Origin of the sequence: Gordonia sp. 852002-50816_SCH5313054-c (assembly GCF_001665925.1) — a bacterium.
Classification (GTDB): Bacteria; Actinomycetota; Actinomycetes; order Mycobacteriales; family Mycobacteriaceae; genus Gordonia; species Gordonia jacobaea.
In genome coordinates this window covers 58,064-72,954 of the sequence record NZ_LZTE01000038.1, presented here as the reverse complement: position 1 = coordinate 72,954, position 14,891 = coordinate 58,064, and the positions used below count along the sequence as shown (strand labels likewise).

The 14,891-nt window shown below is 68.1% G+C and carries 16 protein-coding genes and 1 pseudogene; 10 read left to right on the top strand and 7 right to left on the bottom strand.

The window, feature by feature from the left end; all coding sequences use genetic code 11:
• Positions 1–528 (top strand): annotated as a pseudogene (locus A5788_RS10060) (hypothetical protein); the annotation flags it as partial.
• Between the two features lie 7 nt (positions 529–535).
• Here A5788_RS10060 and A5788_RS10055 read toward each other — a convergent pair.
• Positions 536–871: a hypothetical protein gene (locus A5788_RS10055; RefSeq protein ID WP_005180278.1), complete on the bottom strand. Its 336-nt coding sequence runs from the start codon at positions 869–871 to the stop codon at positions 536–538.
• Between the two features lie 87 nt (positions 872–958).
• Positions 959–1,699, bottom strand: coding sequence for a winged helix-turn-helix transcriptional regulator (locus A5788_RS10050; RefSeq protein WP_231894080.1), 741 nt, complete (start codon positions 1,697–1,699; stop codon positions 959–961).
• Between A5788_RS10050 and A5788_RS10045 the strand changes: the two genes are divergently transcribed.
• The 3 genes from A5788_RS10045 (at position 1,698) to A5788_RS10035 (ending at position 3,476) form a co-directional block, all read left to right on the top strand.
• Positions 1,698–2,084 (top strand): hypothetical protein, encoded by a 387-nt coding sequence (locus tag A5788_RS10045; RefSeq protein WP_064865678.1) that lies wholly within the window; start codon positions 1,698–1,700, stop codon positions 2,082–2,084. The genes A5788_RS10050 and A5788_RS10045 overlap by 2 nt on opposite strands.
• Positions 2,081–2,413, top strand: a complete 333-nt coding sequence (locus tag A5788_RS10040; RefSeq protein WP_005177612.1) for a TfoX/Sxy family protein — start codon at positions 2,081–2,083, stop codon at positions 2,411–2,413. The genes A5788_RS10045 and A5788_RS10040 overlap by 4 nt, the downstream gene beginning before the upstream one ends.
• 76 nt (positions 2,414–2,489) lie before the next feature.
• Positions 2,490–3,476: an IS481 family transposase gene (locus A5788_RS10035; protein ID WP_064865735.1), complete on the top strand. Its 987-nt coding sequence runs from the start codon at positions 2,490–2,492 to the stop codon at positions 3,474–3,476.
• 69 nt (positions 3,477–3,545) lie between these two features.
• Here A5788_RS10035 and A5788_RS10030 read toward each other — a convergent pair whose 3' ends face one another.
• The 5 genes from A5788_RS10030 to A5788_RS10010 all read right to left on the bottom strand — a co-directional run bounded on the left by A5788_RS10030 (position 3,546) and on the right by A5788_RS10010 (position 7,384).
• Positions 3,546–4,901, bottom strand: coding sequence for a hypothetical protein (locus tag A5788_RS10030; protein ID WP_082937832.1), 1,356 nt, complete (start codon positions 4,899–4,901; stop codon positions 3,546–3,548).
• Between the two features lie 74 nt (positions 4,902–4,975).
• The gene (locus A5788_RS10025) at positions 4,976–5,782 is read right to left on the bottom strand and encodes a hypothetical protein (RefSeq protein WP_064865679.1); all 807 of its coding nucleotides are present in this window, start codon (positions 5,780–5,782) and stop codon (positions 4,976–4,978) included.
• Positions 5,779–6,195 carry a hypothetical protein gene (locus tag A5788_RS10020; protein WP_064865681.1) on the bottom strand — a complete coding sequence of 139 codons (417 nt, stop codon included), beginning with the start codon at positions 6,193–6,195 and terminating at the stop codon, positions 5,779–5,781. The genes A5788_RS10025 and A5788_RS10020 overlap by 4 nt, the downstream gene beginning before the upstream one ends.
• Before the next feature lie 12 nt (positions 6,196–6,207).
• A complete protein-coding gene (locus A5788_RS10015) occupies positions 6,208–6,882 on the bottom strand; it encodes a hypothetical protein (RefSeq protein ID WP_064865683.1) in 675 nt (224 codons plus the stop codon).
• 88 nt (positions 6,883–6,970) lie between these two features.
• Positions 6,971–7,384, bottom strand: a complete 414-nt coding sequence (locus A5788_RS10010) for a hypothetical protein (RefSeq protein WP_064865685.1) — start codon at positions 7,382–7,384, stop codon at positions 6,971–6,973.
• A gap of 490 nt (positions 7,385–7,874) precedes the next feature.
• Between A5788_RS10010 and A5788_RS10005 the strand changes: the two genes are divergently transcribed.
• The 6 genes from A5788_RS10005 to A5788_RS09980 all read left to right on the top strand — a co-directional run bounded on the left by A5788_RS10005 (position 7,875) and on the right by A5788_RS09980 (position 14,857).
• Positions 7,875–8,222 (top strand): hypothetical protein, encoded by a 348-nt coding sequence (locus tag A5788_RS10005; protein ID WP_231894079.1) that lies wholly within the window; start codon positions 7,875–7,877, stop codon positions 8,220–8,222.
• Positions 8,219–9,865 (top strand): relaxase/mobilization nuclease domain-containing protein, encoded by a 1,647-nt coding sequence (locus A5788_RS10000; protein ID WP_064865689.1) that lies wholly within the window; start codon positions 8,219–8,221, stop codon positions 9,863–9,865. Before A5788_RS10005 ends, A5788_RS10000 begins: the two co-directional genes overlap by 4 nt.
• Positions 9,862–11,274 (top strand): hypothetical protein, encoded by a 1,413-nt coding sequence (locus A5788_RS09995; RefSeq protein WP_064865691.1) that lies wholly within the window; start codon positions 9,862–9,864, stop codon positions 11,272–11,274. The genes A5788_RS10000 and A5788_RS09995 overlap by 4 nt, the downstream gene beginning before the upstream one ends.
• Complete coding sequence (locus A5788_RS09990) at positions 11,258–12,142, top strand: hypothetical protein (protein WP_156525486.1); 885 nt, start codon at positions 11,258–11,260, stop codon at positions 12,140–12,142. Before A5788_RS09995 ends, A5788_RS09990 begins: the two co-directional genes overlap by 17 nt.
• A 51-nt stretch (positions 12,143–12,193) precedes the next feature.
• Positions 12,194–13,108, top strand: coding sequence for a hypothetical protein (locus A5788_RS09985; protein ID WP_156525485.1), 915 nt, complete (start codon positions 12,194–12,196; stop codon positions 13,106–13,108).
• A gap of 138 nt (positions 13,109–13,246) precedes the next feature.
• Positions 13,247–14,857, top strand: coding sequence for a hypothetical protein (locus A5788_RS09980; protein WP_064865697.1), 1,611 nt, complete (start codon positions 13,247–13,249; stop codon positions 14,855–14,857).
• Positions 14,858–14,891: the final 34 nt, after the last annotated feature.

Here is a 14,891-nt window from a genome sequence, read left to right as displayed (position 1 = left end):
CTATCGCGGCTCTGTGACGCACGCGGAGGTGCAGCTCAGAGACTATGTTGCATCTGTTCGAATATGCGGCGGTTCGGTGTTCACCCGTTCATCGACGGGAACTCCAGAAGCCAGCGGGTGTTCTTCCACCGCTACCTCGCCGACGCCGGATGGGACATCGACTGGCGCGTCATCGACGCCGCCGCGGTGCACGCCGCCCGCCACGTCGCGATGGCCACCACCGACTCATCGTTCCTCGCCGCCGAGCTTGCACCCGGGGTGGTGCGCCTGGGCGACACCGCGCCGGGGTCCCTGGCCGCCACCCAAGACACCCGAGATCCCGCGAAAGCGGCCGCAGTGTTCCGGGCGATGATCATGCACCGACGGGCCGGGGGAACCGCAGAAACGTTCCGGTCGGAGGCTGCGGCCGCGGGCCCGATGGCCGGCCCGTCCGGACAGATCGCCGCCTCACGGCCTTACCGGGGGCGCGGCGAGCAGAGCGCATCAATCCAGTCGCGGCCGGATCGGCCGCGCGGTCGGGGCCGCTAGAGCGAGGTCACCACCTGGTGGGTGCCGACGGGGTGTGGCGGGCACTGGTGCCGGCGACGCCGGCGAACGCCGCGAGCATAAGCAGCGGCAGCAGGAAGAACATCACGACCGCGGCGGCGAACGCAGCGCGCAGCAGGATCGGGCTCCAGGTCCGCGCGGGAACCCACCGCGGCCGGTAGCCCGGGCCGATCGGCGCCAGCCAGTGACCCGGGCGGGGTCGGCGCACGAGGAACCCGACGAGGACGCTGAACGCGAACGTCGCCGCACCGAGCATGAGCCACACGGTGAGGAACACCGCGCCGAAGCTGGCGTGGGCGAGCATGTTGTCGATCGCGTCGACCATGATGTCTCCTCATCGGCTGGTGGTCTGTTAGTGGTATCAGAGTGCTCGGACATTGCACTGCGCGCCATTCGCCGCGCGGATGTTGGTCTAGATGTACTGACCGGGGACGTTAGTCGACGCTTGCGGCGCCGGTAGAACTCGCGTCAGGGTCGCGGCATCGCCGGTGACATCCACGCCATGCGCGATAGCGGCGGGCAGAGGCATTGCGCCTTGCAGGAGGGCAACCAGTACCGGCCCGGGGCCTGCAACACGCGCCAGGGGGCTGACATCGCGCTGGCAAGGGTTCACCGTGATGGTCCCGTCGGCGGCGGTGAGGTCGAAGCCGTCGTCGAAGGTGCCGAACCGGATCACGATCGGTGGCTCGTCCGGTCTGTGATCCGCGAGGAGGAAGCGTGCCGGTTGGCTGAGCCAGTGCATCTGGAAGATCGCATCACTCGGCGCCTCTGGAACCGTCGGTGCACCCCACTTCAGAAGCTCGCGCAGCACTCCGTCCAGGGCCCGGCCACGCTCGGTAAGCCGATACGTTGGCGTGCCCGGGATTCCTGGGGCGGGCTCGCGGGCGACGACACCGTTGGTCTCGAGGTCCCGCAGGCGCTGGGTGAGCAGGTTCGTCGCGATGCCAGGCAGGCCGCGCTGGACTTCACCAAAGCGCAATGCTCCCCCGATCAGCAGCTCACGCACGATCAGGAGAGTCCACCTGTCACCGACGACATCCAGGGCGCGAGCGATCGAGCAAAGCTGTCCGTAGGACTTCACCTGAACCCCCTTGACTTTATCAAGTGCCTGCTTGAAAGTATCAAGCACCATTCTCACACCAAGGAGAGCCATGCCCGCCACCCTGTCTTCTGCCGCACCTCAGACACTCAAGGACTACTACCGGATCCTCGAGTCCGGCATCGACAGTTACCAGGACGGGGCTGACCTACGGCCTCTGCTGGATGACCACCTCGACTTCACGGGCTCCCTCGCTGGACACCTCCCCGACGCCACCGATGGCTTCCTGGGCGGGGTTGCCGGGTTCAGCGCGACGGTCAAGCAGATCGAGATCATCCACGACGTGCACGGCACTAACAGCTCCGCCGTGCTCTACACGGCGACCATGCCCGGCGGTCCCATGACCTTCGCGGAGTTCTTCACCTTCGACGGCGGACGCATCGCGTCCTTGAACCTTCACTACAGCGGCCCCGAGTACATCGAGAAGGGTGGACGATGACGGCACAGAAGGACCTGGTCGAGCGAGTTCGTGACGCGCTAAGAGCTCGCAACCCTCGTGAGGTGTCGATGTTCGGGGGAGTGTCGTTCATGGTCGAGGACCGGATGGTCGTCGCCGCTCGTCGGGAAGGGACGCTCCTGCTACGCATCGACCCCACTGACGCGGAAGACCTGCTCACCCGCCCTGGTGCTCACCCTGCGCTCATGGGCGCAGACCGCCCCATGGGCGACGGCTGGATCAGCGTCGAGCAGGCCGCACTCCAGGGACCTGGGCTCGAGTCCTGGCTCGAGCCAGCACTCACCTTCCATGCAGCGCAAGGCGCCGAGTAGAGATCTCTACTCCAATTCCATCATCCGGTGGCCGGTCGCAAACGCGGCCGGCCACCGATCTATCTCAGGAGGCACTTTGAGTCATCGCAATGCCGCGCTGACCCCACGTCATCGTCTACGAGTCGCACGCCTCGTCATCGAGGAAGGATGGCCGATCAGCGAAGTTGCTGCCCGCTTCCAGGTGTCGTGGCCAACCGTGAAGCGGTGGGTCGACCGCTACCTTGCTGGCGAGCCGATGCAGGACCGGTCGTCACGGCCGAAGTCTTCGCCGAACAAGACGAGCAAGAAGACGGCAAAACGGTGCGTGAGCCTACGAATGCGCCTGAGGGAAGGGCCTATTCAACTCGCAGCCCGACTCGGCATCGCCCCGGCCACGGTCCACCGCATCCTCACGACCGCGCGCATGAATCGACTTTCCTACGTCGACCGTGCCACCGGCGAGCCAATCCGCCGATACGAACACGACCACCCTGGCTCACTCGTGCACGTGGACGTCAAGAAGCTTGGGAACATCCCCGACGGTGGGGGCTGGCGATACGCCGGGCGACGTCAAGGATCGAGGAATCGTGCCGTCACTCCCGGCAAGCCGAAGAACAAGTGGCGCAACCCCAAGCTCGGGTATGCGTTCGTGCACACCATCATCGATGACCACTCGCGCGTCGCCTACACCGAGGTTCAAAACGACGAATCCGCTGTCACCGCCGTCGGAGTCCTGCATCGAGCGGTCGAGTGGTTCGCCGACCGAGGGGTCGCAATTGAGCGCATCTTGTCCGATAACGGTGGTGCGTACCGTTCTCACCTGTGGCGAGATACGTGCGAGGCCCTATCGATCACTCCGAAGCGAACGCGGCCATACCGCCCACAGACCAACGGCAAGGTCGAGCGATTCCACCGCACCATGGCCGACGGTTGGGCGTATGCGCGCTGCTACACGAGCGAGAACGAACGCCGCGATGCCCTCCCCGACTGGCTCCACGAGTACAACCAGCACCGACCACACACCGCCTGCGGAGGCCAGCCGCCCTTCTCACGATTGATCAACGTCCCCGGTCAGTACATCTAGAAACGCGACGATCCCCGGCCACCGCAGCGGGGCCGGGGATCGTCGCCGCACACCGTTGTGCCGTGCGGCTTAGCGCTTGGCGGGCGGGGTCAGCTGCGGGAAGGTGACGTGCAGACCGGGGAGAGCCTTCTCAGCCTGGCGGCTGATGTCGGCGACTCCCTGGGCGACGGTGTCGCGGGCAGTCTGGGCCAGCAACCCGGCGGCCTTGTAGGGTGCGTCGGCCTGTTCGTGGCTGATGTTCAGCGGGATCGACGCCGGGCCGAGGCTGGCGTTGCCTGACACATCGCCGGCCTTGTTCACCACGTAGTCGACCTTCCCGCCGCCGGGCAGGTTGTCACCGTGGAGCTCGTACTGGTTGGCGTTCGGGTTGGGCGGATCGGCTCGGTACGGTGCCTCATTCTGGGTGCCCGGGGTGATCGTCTTGCCGTTGGGGTCCGCGCCGGGGTCGCCAGCACCGGCCTGATCGCCGACCACAGCGCCGATGATGCCGCCGCCCATGGCGCCAAGCACACCCACACCCACACCCAGGCCGACACCGATCGCGGCACCACTGCCCGCGCCGATGAGTGCGCCGGTCCCGACGTTGAGCGGCTGCGGCGGGACGAACGAGCCGATCGCCGCACCGACACCAGCGCCGATGATCGCGCCGCCGACACCACCGATCACGACGGCCGGAGCACCGAGAGCGACAAACCCGATCGCCGCACCCGCGGCGCCGCCAGTGACCGCGGCCGCGCCGCGGCGAGCGGCCTGGTCCTTGGGCAGACCGACCGACTCCCAGAACTGGGCAATCTTGCCTTCAGCGACCCCAGCATTCTGATTGATCGCCGCGGCGTCGGCATTCGACATCTGCGCGGGCTTTTTCGTGATGTAGTTGCCGATCCGGATGTAGCCGACCGGCGCGAGGATCGTGCGCGGCGGCGGGGTAGGTCGCGGCGCGTGCAGGGTGACTGCCGGTTCGGCGTCGTAGGTCGTGGAGTAGGTGGTCGGCGGGCTGTAGTACACCGGGCCGGTCGGACCGTAGAACGCCGGAGCCGCCTCCGGGGCGGGGGCGGCCTGAACGATCGGGGCGGACTCTTCGGGCAGCGTCGGGATGGCCGAGCCCTGCGGTGACGGAGCAGGAGTCGGAGCGGGTGCCGGAGTGGTAAATCCGCCCTGCCCGTCGCCGGGTGCGGTGAACCCGCCCTGCCCCTGGCCGGTCCCCGGGGAAGTGAACCCGCCTTGGCCGCCGGGGTCGGCCATCGCCGGGGCCGCTGTGCCGACCGCGGCCGCGATGACCGCGCCGAGGACGCCGAGGGTGAGAGTGCGAGTGACGCCGTGGTCGCCGGTAGTGACCGGCGCGGCGGTGAGGTCGGGATCGAGGCGGCGATGGCGTCCGATGGTGATCGGACCGTTGGAGGGGCCTGGGGTGGCTGTTTTCGGCATGGGGGTAGCGCCTTTCGTTGTGTGCTGGGAAAAGAGAGAGCTTTGGCCGGGTTCGGCCCGGTCGAGCTAGGCGGTCAGCTGATGCGGACGTTGAGAAGGTTCTGCGCGATCAGCGTCCGGCCGCCGATGTCGGTGGTCTGGAAACGCTGCTGATAGATGGTGGGTGCACCTCCCCCCGGCGGGATTTCGGTGAGCGTCACATCGAACAACCCGGCCCCGCTATCGACAATGCGCAGGCAGTGTCGGGTGCCAGCGGGGGTCTGATCGATGGTGGTCTGGATGGCCTGGGGGGTGCCCATGTTCGCCGTGGGGGCGCCGGTGTCGCGGGCCTGGGCGCCGGAGCGCGCGACGTAGAAGGCGTAGTCGTATTTCTTGATGACCCCGGGGCCGCTGGAAAAGTCGCCGGCGTCGCGGCCGGTGGTCACGTTGCCCTTCGTGGCCGAGGGGCAGTCGGCATTGGGGTCGACCGGTGGCGCGGCCGCCGCTGCGGTCGCCGAGGTCGTGGTGTCGGGTTCTGGGGCGATAGCCCGCGGGGTGGAGTCGCCGCCACCGATTCCGCCCAGAGTCACGGCCGCGGTGACCCCGGCAATGATGATCAGTGCGACGAGTGCGCCTGCCGCCAGGGCGGCATTGCGGGTGTTGCGGCGGCGGCCGGGTCGACGTGGAGCGGGTTCGTCGCCTAGCTCGTCGACGGGCGGGAGGTTGAGTAGCGCAGCGTCGTCGGTGACCGGAGCCATCTCGACGGTCGGTGCCTCAGCGACACCCGGGTAGTCGGCCGGGTCCTCGTCGGCTGGCGGGGTGGCGACAGGTTCAACAGGTTCAGTGGTGTCGGTGTTCCAGGGTTCGACGCTGGCCGGGGGGATCTCTTTGCTGCGCTTCATGGTGGTGGTGTCCTGTGGCTCGATTCGGTGGTGTGGGCGGCGGCTTTTGCGGCCAAAGCCGCGCAGATCCAGTCGCTGAGTTGGGGGTGCTGTTCGCGTTCGGTCCACCAGGCGTCGCGGGCGTCGGTCCAGATGTCGGGGCGACAGGTGAAGGACCGCCGCGCCCGGGTGGGTGCGCCGGCCGGGGCCGGTTCGCGGCGGCCCGGTGGGATGCGGGCCGGGGCGGTGCGCAGTGTTCCCCGCGCGCGGGCACGGGTCGCGGCGGTGCCGTCGGCGATAGCGGCCTCGAGCCAGTCCGTCCACGCCGGGTGGTCGTCGAGGGTGTTGGCCCAGGCGAGTTTGCAGGTGTCCCAGAGGTCCTGCGGGCAGGAGAACGATTGCCGGGTCCGGCTCCACTGCGTGCTGTCGGTCATCGTCTGTGTCCCCTAAAAGTCGCGGTGTCGGGTGATGGTCAGTCCCCCGATCCTTGCAACAAGCGAGACGATGACCACACCCACCACGAGCGAAGCCAGGGCCGGGCCGACGCTGATCTGCCACGGCCCGCTGAGGGTGATCGCGGTGATGATTGCGGTGAGGATCAGTCCGGTTGCGGTGAACAGCACTCGCGGGGCGGGGGTGAGAAGGATGAACGCCCACAGCAGCAGCGCGGCAAGCACGGTGGCGAGGATGCTGAGCGCGACCGCGGTACCGGTGTGCGTCGACGGGATCACCAGATGGTGGGTTCCCCAGTAGCTGGCCGGGACCGCGGCGTAGATGCGGGTCAGGACCACTCCGTGGATTAGCCATGTCGCCAGTGCGACGATCACCGCGATGGCCACGGTGCCTCCGGCGAACTTCCCGACCTCGATGCCCGGGTTGATGTCACGCCCGATGTGGCGTGCCCGGTCCGACGGGGAGTCGAGAAACGGTGTGTAGCTGTGCACCGGTTCGGCCTGCGGGGCGGTCTGCGACCACGCCCGGGTCGGTTCCGGCGGCGTGCTGGCGCTCTCGCGGCGGTCGTTGATCGGGTCGCCGCTGTACGGGTCGCGGTAGGGATCACGGGTGTACGGGTCGGCGTTGGGGCCGTAGAACTTGCCGTCGCGTTCATGCGGTGAGGTCATCGCTCCCACCCCATCGGGTCACTCCCGACAGTCGAGCCGGCGGCCAGCCGATCGGCATCACCCACTCGTTCAACGGAGTCTGGTGCGCTCATGCGCTCTGCCCCACCGGAGTTGCGACGTCGACAGCCGACGACTGACCATCGGCCTGGGCGGCGTCGGGGAGCTCACCGTCCGGCTGATCGGCCGTCGTGGAGTCGGGCCCCTTCTTGGATGTGCGTGCCCGGGCCGCGGCCAATGCCGAGTCCGGGCGCAACCCAATGTTGGCCAGCGCCGAGGGCTTGGCCCCGGCCGCCTTGGCTCCCTCGAACGCGGCCAGGACCGCGTCCTCGTCGCGCTCCTGACGTTGCGCCAGAGCCCGCTCCTGCTCCCTGCGGTCGGTGCGGTTGGTCTCGTACGCCGCGACGGCGTCGGACAGATCGGCGATCCGCTGCTCGATCCCGTCGGAGATGATCTCGCGGCGGTACGCCTCCAATGCGCCCGCGGCTTTCGACTTCCCGGCCACTGCGCCTCCCTTCGTTCATCAGGTCTATGGAGCGGCCACACCGCCCATAGACATCTAATGTATCTAATGGTTCTATTGTCAAGGGATTCGCCGATCCGGCGAGTCATTCCGCCGGCCGGGCAGCTGTATCGGCCCCGGCAGAAACCCCCGTTGTCCCCAGCGTCTTTGGCGGTGAGCTCGTTCGAAACTGCGGGCGTGCTCCCAGCGGAATTTGCGGGAGCAAGATATGCCAAAACCCGGGGGTTTGGCTTGCGCCTGCGGCGGGCGGTCGCCAGACTCGGTGGTACGAGTCGCGGCCAGCGCGGCGGCTGGCCGGGTGTGGCGGGTGGTCGGGGGCGGAGACCGCGACCACCAGAGCGCCCCAGCCGGGGCGGTGTGAGACGGAGAAGGGACGGCGATGGGGACACGATCGGCGCGGGGGCACCGCACCCATGTGTCGGGTGAGCCGCGTACCCGTCGTGAGGTGTGGCTCTCGTCGGAGGAGCGCACGGTGATCAACGCTGCGGCGGCGCAGGCGGGGTTGCGGCCGGGTGCCTACATCGCCAGGGAGGCGGTGCGCGCCGCGCGCGCGGACACGTCCGGTCGGGGTGAGTCTTCCGGTGCCGAGGTTGCACCGGCGGCCGGTGTCACCGTGTCCGGTGCGCGGGAAGTTCTCGACGAGGTGCGCCACCTGCGCCGGTTGATGGGCAACGTCGCCGGCAATCTCAATGACGTCGCTCGGCACGCCAACTCGACCGGCGAGCTGGTCGAGCAGTCGGGTGCGATTTTGGATTTTGTGCGCCGCACCAACGAGCGCGTGGACGCCGAGCTGATGGCGATCCTGCGGAGGCTGCGGTGATCGGGAAAGTGGACCGCGGGTGGGATGCGCCCGGCCTGGTGTCGTATCTGATGGGTCCGGGCAAGCACAACGAACACACCCGGCCGACGGTCATCGCGTCGTGGCAGCACGATCCCGGCGCGTTGCAGCCGACGAGGATCGGCGGCGGCGATTTCGATTTCGATCCCGCTGAGCTGGCCGCGTTACGCGCTCATGTTCACGCCCCGGCCGCGGCGGTCGGGTTGCCGCGCCGTCAGCCGGCCGACGGCGAGCCCGGCTACACCAAGCACGGCTATGTGTGGCACACCTCGATCGCCATTCCCGCGACCGACGGCGCTCTCACCCAGGACACGTGGGCGCAGATCGCCCGCGACGTGATGGAGCGGACCGGTATCGCCGCGGCCGACGATCCGGGCGGATGCCGGTGGATCGCGGTGCACCACGGGCGCAGCGCCGAGGGCAACGATCACATCCACATCGCGGCCACCCTGGTCCGCCAGGACACCGGGGCCCGGGTGCATCCGCGCAACGACTACCGCAACCTGCGGTCGGTGATGCGGGAGTGGGAAGACCGCCTCGGGTTGACTGTCACCGCGCAGAACGCCCGCGACGCCGACCGGCCCGCGACGCGCGGTGAGTTCGAGAAGGCAGCACGCCGCGCCGCCGACCCGGACGCGTTCGTGGCCTCGCGGACCGATCCGAGCGAGACGATCCGCGGGCAGCTGCGCCAGGTCGTCGCCGACACTGCGGCCACATCCAACGACACCGAAGAGTTCCTGGCTGGCCTGCGCACCCGCGGCCTGCTGGTGCACCTGCATCACGACCAGGCCGGGGCGGTCGACGGATACGCGGTGGCGTTGCCCGGTGACCGCAATCGTCAGGGCCGCCCAGTGTTCTACGGCGGCGGAAAGCTCGCTCGGGACCTGTCGTGGCCGAAGGTGTCGGCGGAGTTCACCCGCCACGGTGGTGTCGTCGCAGACCGGCCCGCCGCGCGGAGTTGGGGCCTCAGCGCGACCCGACTCGACGGTGCCCGCGAGGTCGTCACCCGCGCCCAGCGGGCGTTCGCCCGCCAGCCCTATGCCGCCCAACGCGACATCGCTGTGGCCGCGCACCGCATGGTCGCCACCTACGCCAAGGTCACCGCCGGTAACCCCGGACCGAACGGCACACCCGATCAGACCGGGCCACGCATCCAATCGGTGTGGACCGGTCACCGATCGTCGCGGGCGGCACGCATGGCCGCACATGCTCGCCACGACACCGGCCGCCCGCTCGCCGGGATCGCCGCCGACCTCAACGCCGCCTCCCGTAACCTCCTCGCGCTCGGTGCACTCGGTGAGGGCGGGCCCGCGAAGACCGCGAGCGTCGCGCTTGCTGTCGCGCTGGCCGAGCTGGTGACCGAGATCGCCGCCTGGCATGACCGCACCGGCTCCCCCGCTGGCGGCACCGCGGCCCGCCGATGCGTGAGTGCGCTGCGCACCCACACCGGGTGGGTCAGCCAGCCGACGGCGGCCACGCCTGCGGCCGTGACGTCGGCGAGCCCTGATCCGCACCGCGCCCCGCCGACGCCGTCGCCGCGGCCGCGGGGAACTCCCGCATCGAGTCCCGGCGCACGGCGCACACCACCCCCTCCCCCCGGACCACAGACAGGACCCCGACGATGACCGCACCCGAGCACCGCACCCACACGATCACCGACGAGCTCGCGCACCTGCGCGAGACACCGCACCTCGGTCTGCCCCGCGAACAGGTCCTCGGCATGGCGATGGCCGCCCGCGCACTCGCCAACGGTATGCGGGCTGCGCGTGAGCGGCGCGGCCGCGCCGGGTGGTCGGACGCCGAGCACGCCGCCCGCCTCGAGCTCGCCGCCGACGCCCACAGCCTCGACCGCCTCACCCCCGCCCAAGCGGAGCAATGGAACCAGCGTGTCGCCGCCGGCGACATCACCACCCACCACCATGGCCCGTCGGGAATGACCATCTCCTTCGCCGACCTCGACGACCACACCCAAATCGTGCAAGCAACCCTCGACAACCGCACAGTGACCGTCGCGGCCGGGTCAGCCGACATGGGTGCACGTGTGCGGTCCTGGCTGGCTGAGTCCCCCAGCCACGACAGCCTCAACGAGCTACGCGACGTCGCCCGCGACATCGCCGACGACAAGGCGCGCGTCCACCTCGACAACTCCCGCGCCGAGGCCGCCACCGCAGCGGCAGACGAGCACACCGAAACACGCGGACGCGACGACGCTGAGGCCCAGGAGCGCCGCGAGCTCGCCGACCGTCTCGGTGACCGAGTGCCCGACCGGGTGACCGGCCACCCGTCATGGGCGCGCGCGGAGAAGCAGTTCGCCGACCTCGTCGCCGCCGGCGCCGACCCCGACACCCTCACCGATGCCGTCGCCGGTCTGCGGTTCACCCAGCAGGTGCGCTCCCCCGCCGGCCTGGCGATGTGGCAGATGCGCAAGACCGCGGCCGGGCAACCCGGGCCCAGTGACGAAGACACCGCCCGCCGCGAAGCCGCGACGGAATGGCTCACCACCGAAGCCCGCGACACCCCCGCCGATCGGGCCCGCGCCACACGCCTCATCGGTCAGTTCGACGACGCATTCGACGCACAACTCGCCGACAAGTACCCCGGCCTGTTGTCGGTCGACGACGCACACATCGCCGACCACATCGCCCGCGCCGACACCAACACCGACGCCGCGGCCGAACACGACGAGACTGCCCGCGTCGACGAACAAGCTCTCGCCACGATCGCCGCACCCGCAGTCGACGACACCCTCGACCGCGGCACCGAGCGCGCCGACATCGCTCTCGAACACGGCCAGAGCGTCGACCACGAACACACCGCCGCCGACGAACGCGACCTCGCCGAAAATGCCGAATCCGACCGAACCCGCCACGCCGCCGATCACCTCACCGACGAACGCGCCGCCGAACGCGCCGCCGCCGCACCCTCACGCACCGCCGACGGCAACGCCGTCCGCACCGCTAACCCGCGGCCGCGCCGCGGCGGACCAACACGCGCACCACAGCAGAACACCAACCGCCGTGCCCGAACCCGCTAACTCCCTGACGTTTCGCGGGCGGCTAGCAGTCGCGGTGGCACTCGTCGTCGCATATCTCCTTGCCTTTGGCCTCGGGATCTTTGCATCGGTGGCGGCGCTTCGCGGCGCCGACCTGAGTATCCCGAGCAGCGCCGACGGTGGTCCGGTCTCGTACGACTGGACCTATGTCACTGTCGAGATTTGCCTAACGATGATCGCGGTCGGGCTCGTCGTGGGGGCGGCAGAGCTCACCGCTGGTGGCGGGTTCCGGTGGCCGGGCGGTGACATCGCACACCGAACCTCGCCGGTAGGGCCGGTGGTGATCGTCGCGACGATCGCGGTCTACGCCCTCGCTCTGGTCTCAGCGCAGCTCATTCAACAAGCGATGCTCGCCCACGGCGCGGGCCTGCCCGCACCCGAAACCCGCGCCGGTACCCCAGTGTCGGCGGCGATGATCCTCGCCGCTCACGCAGGGATCGGTGAGGAGATGATTGTTGTGGCCGGTCTGGCCATGGCCGTCGGTCTGTTCACCCGCCGCGCTGTCATCGCGCTACCGATCCTGATCGCTGCCCGGCTGGCCTATCACGTGTATTACGGCTGGGCGGTCGCCGCTCTCGTTCTGTGGGCGGCAGTGTCGGCATACATCATCTGGCGGTGGCGGTCGTGGACTATCCTCACCGGGTTCATCGCACTGCACATCGCCTGGGACGCACTCATTCACTGGGATCTCTGGGCAAACGGCTACGCCATCCTCTACCTCTTCGGCGTCCCCGCTGTCGCTGTCCTTGTGGCCTGCTTCATCGTCGACCGGCGGTGGTGGGCGGCCCCGTCAGCGAGCTCCGAACCCGAGCTCGGTCGAGTGCGCACTTCGCCTATCTCCGCCCCCTGACCGACGCCGACTACGGTCAACATCATGGACAAGCGACGGTTGGAGGTGCGGGTGCTCGCCGCCGTCGACCGCGTCGTCAACGGCTGCCCGGTCGAGGACGACTACACCGAATGCAAGGCCACATGGCCGGATGATTATCGCAAGTCCGCGCGCCAAATCGCAGCATTGTGCAACGCGGCCCGCGGGGCAGAAGCATTGTGGATCATCGGTCTCGACGAGCGACGTAAGAGGGTCGAGGACGCGGGCTCCGTCGAGCTGGCCAACTGGTGGCCCCAGCTCGAACGCTGCTTCGACGGCGTTGCTCCCGCGGTGCAGACCCTCAACGTCGCAACGGCCACAGGCGATGTCACCGCACTGCTATTCGAGACGGACCGCTCCCCCTACGTACACCTGACAGGCCACAACCACCCACAGCGAGAGGTTCCGTGGAGAACCGCGACTGGCACCTCCTCGGCGACCCGTGCGCAGCTCTTAAGTCTCCTTGTCGCGACCGCGGTAACACCCCAGTTGGAGTTGATCAGTCCGCAGGTCACCTGCATTGCAGAGAGAGTGACGTTCGAGGCGGACCTGTTCATCTCTGCCAGAGAGCAAGCGATGCTCCCGAACCACCGGTGGTCGCTCACCATCTCCTGCGACGAGTGGGATAGCGACGGGTTGGAGCCACTGCGGCCGACCCTGCACGTCAACAGACTCGGCACCGACGAGGAAGGCCCGGGTCTGCGGGTGCTCGACCACTCCGGGATCTACGTCAACGGGGCAGGGCGGGTTCATCTGCGGGCGGAGCTCAGTCCTCAGGACTTTGAGACGGTTTGGCCTCCAGAGCACCGGCGGACGTTCGAACGCCAAGCGTATCTGCGGATCGCGCTGGACATGCCTGTAGATGGGCGGGACCGAGCCGCCCACGCTGCTGCGACCCTCACCTGGGTCAACACTGGAACAGTCGGCGGCCTCTGGCGTGAGCGATAGCGGTAGTGCGGATGCGCGCAGTGGCGCTCATCTGGCAGCGGACGTCAGCGGTTCGGTTGGTGGGGGTGCATCGGGGGGCGTGATCTACCGTGACGTTGTCGCGTCCGCGCGACAAGCGGGTCGAGACCAGGGGGTCACGTGACAGATGGAGACCGTCCAGACGAAGACGGGCAGGCAGCCGAGACGCCCTCGGACGGCGGCATTCAATTTCCGTCGGGTCTCAACGACAGCTACCTGGAGGCGGCCCGCCAGAAAGCCCCCTTCATCGGCGAACTTCGTAGACGTTGGTACGACCTACCGTTTCTCGCTCTCGACGCAGCGCTGAGGTCGTGGCCCCAGCGGCTAATGCCGCAATCAGTTCGCCGACGTCTGGGGCAGTGGCGGCGCGAGCTTACCAGATTCAACGACCACGACCGGAACAAAGCATGGGACCCGGCGGACCCCATGCACAACGTCACTGTTCCTGGCGACGAGCACGTCACCGTTCCCGCGATTTGGGTCGTCGAACTGTTTCCACCGAGCGCGACACCGGACCTGGCGACGCTGTACGAGACCTTCCCGCCGATGATGGTCACGTTCGGCGGCGGCAGTGTGGCGGACTATCTCGCCGACACCCGCGGCGGCTCCGGTCACTGGTCGCGGCTCCAGGAAGTTGACCGTTACCGACGCCCCGATTTCGCTTCGGGAGTCGAGCTCATCTCAATGCAGATCGGCACAGGGCTTACGGCAGTCGTGGGGCGGTTCCGGCTCACCGTCGCCGCTGCGACGCAGCTGGATAACGAGTGGCACCGGCAGCACGAACCCGAGCTCCGGAGAACAGACCACGGGCGAGTGGCGGACTCGCGAGAGTTCGCCTTCTACAACCAAACTCAGCGTGCCCGCCGGCAGCTCCATGACGAGGCACGGCGGTGGATGGGAATTAATTGCGGCGGCTTTTTCCACAATCTCGGCACGCCTCAGCCGCTGATCGATGTGTTGCTCCTGGAGCTGCACGACCCCACGCAGGAACGCGGCGAGGACAGAATTCTCCGCGGTCTCGGCCTATCGGAGGTCTACGCGGTCATCGAGTCCGATCAAGTGCCCAAGCTCGTGTTGGCGCGAAGCGGCCGCCAGCAGACCGACAACATCCTCAGTAAGAACACGTGGGCCCTGTGGGGCAACCGGACTGCGGCTGGCGCAGTAACCGACATGCACTATGGAGGTACGCCGGGCAGCGCCGACGCTGTCGCTTATCGAGCTGCTGACCAGATGGAAAACCTGATACTGGCAATGGCCGTCGACCACATGGTTGACGCTCTTCGCGGTCGCTACACCAGTGCTCGGGACACAGCCGGGCAACACAACGCTTTCTCTCCAAAGCAGCTCTCCGACTTACGCCAGGACATGCTCAGTCTCAGCCTTGATCTCTCGACCACTGCCAGGGAGATGAGGGAATGGTGGGACTCGCCGAACGTCGCCGTCCCCCAGTTCACGTTTCGCTTCCTAGATGAGGACGAAGAACGATTTGATTTCACCGAGCGCCTTCGCGACTCGCAACTTCGCTCCCTCGAAGACCTTGTCGCCGCGGAATCAGCTCTCCGCGAGATTCTTACGACCGTCGCAACGCTGGGTGCTGCCCGCGCTGCTCACCGAACCGGTCGAATAGCTCTGGGTGTGTCGGGGCTCAGCTTGACGACAACACTGCTGCTCAGCAGGCCTGGAATGGACTCCGTCATAGCGGTCGTTGTTCGGTGGCTAGTCGAGAGATAGGCGACGACCGCCGGTGAGGTTGTGTAGCGCGGCT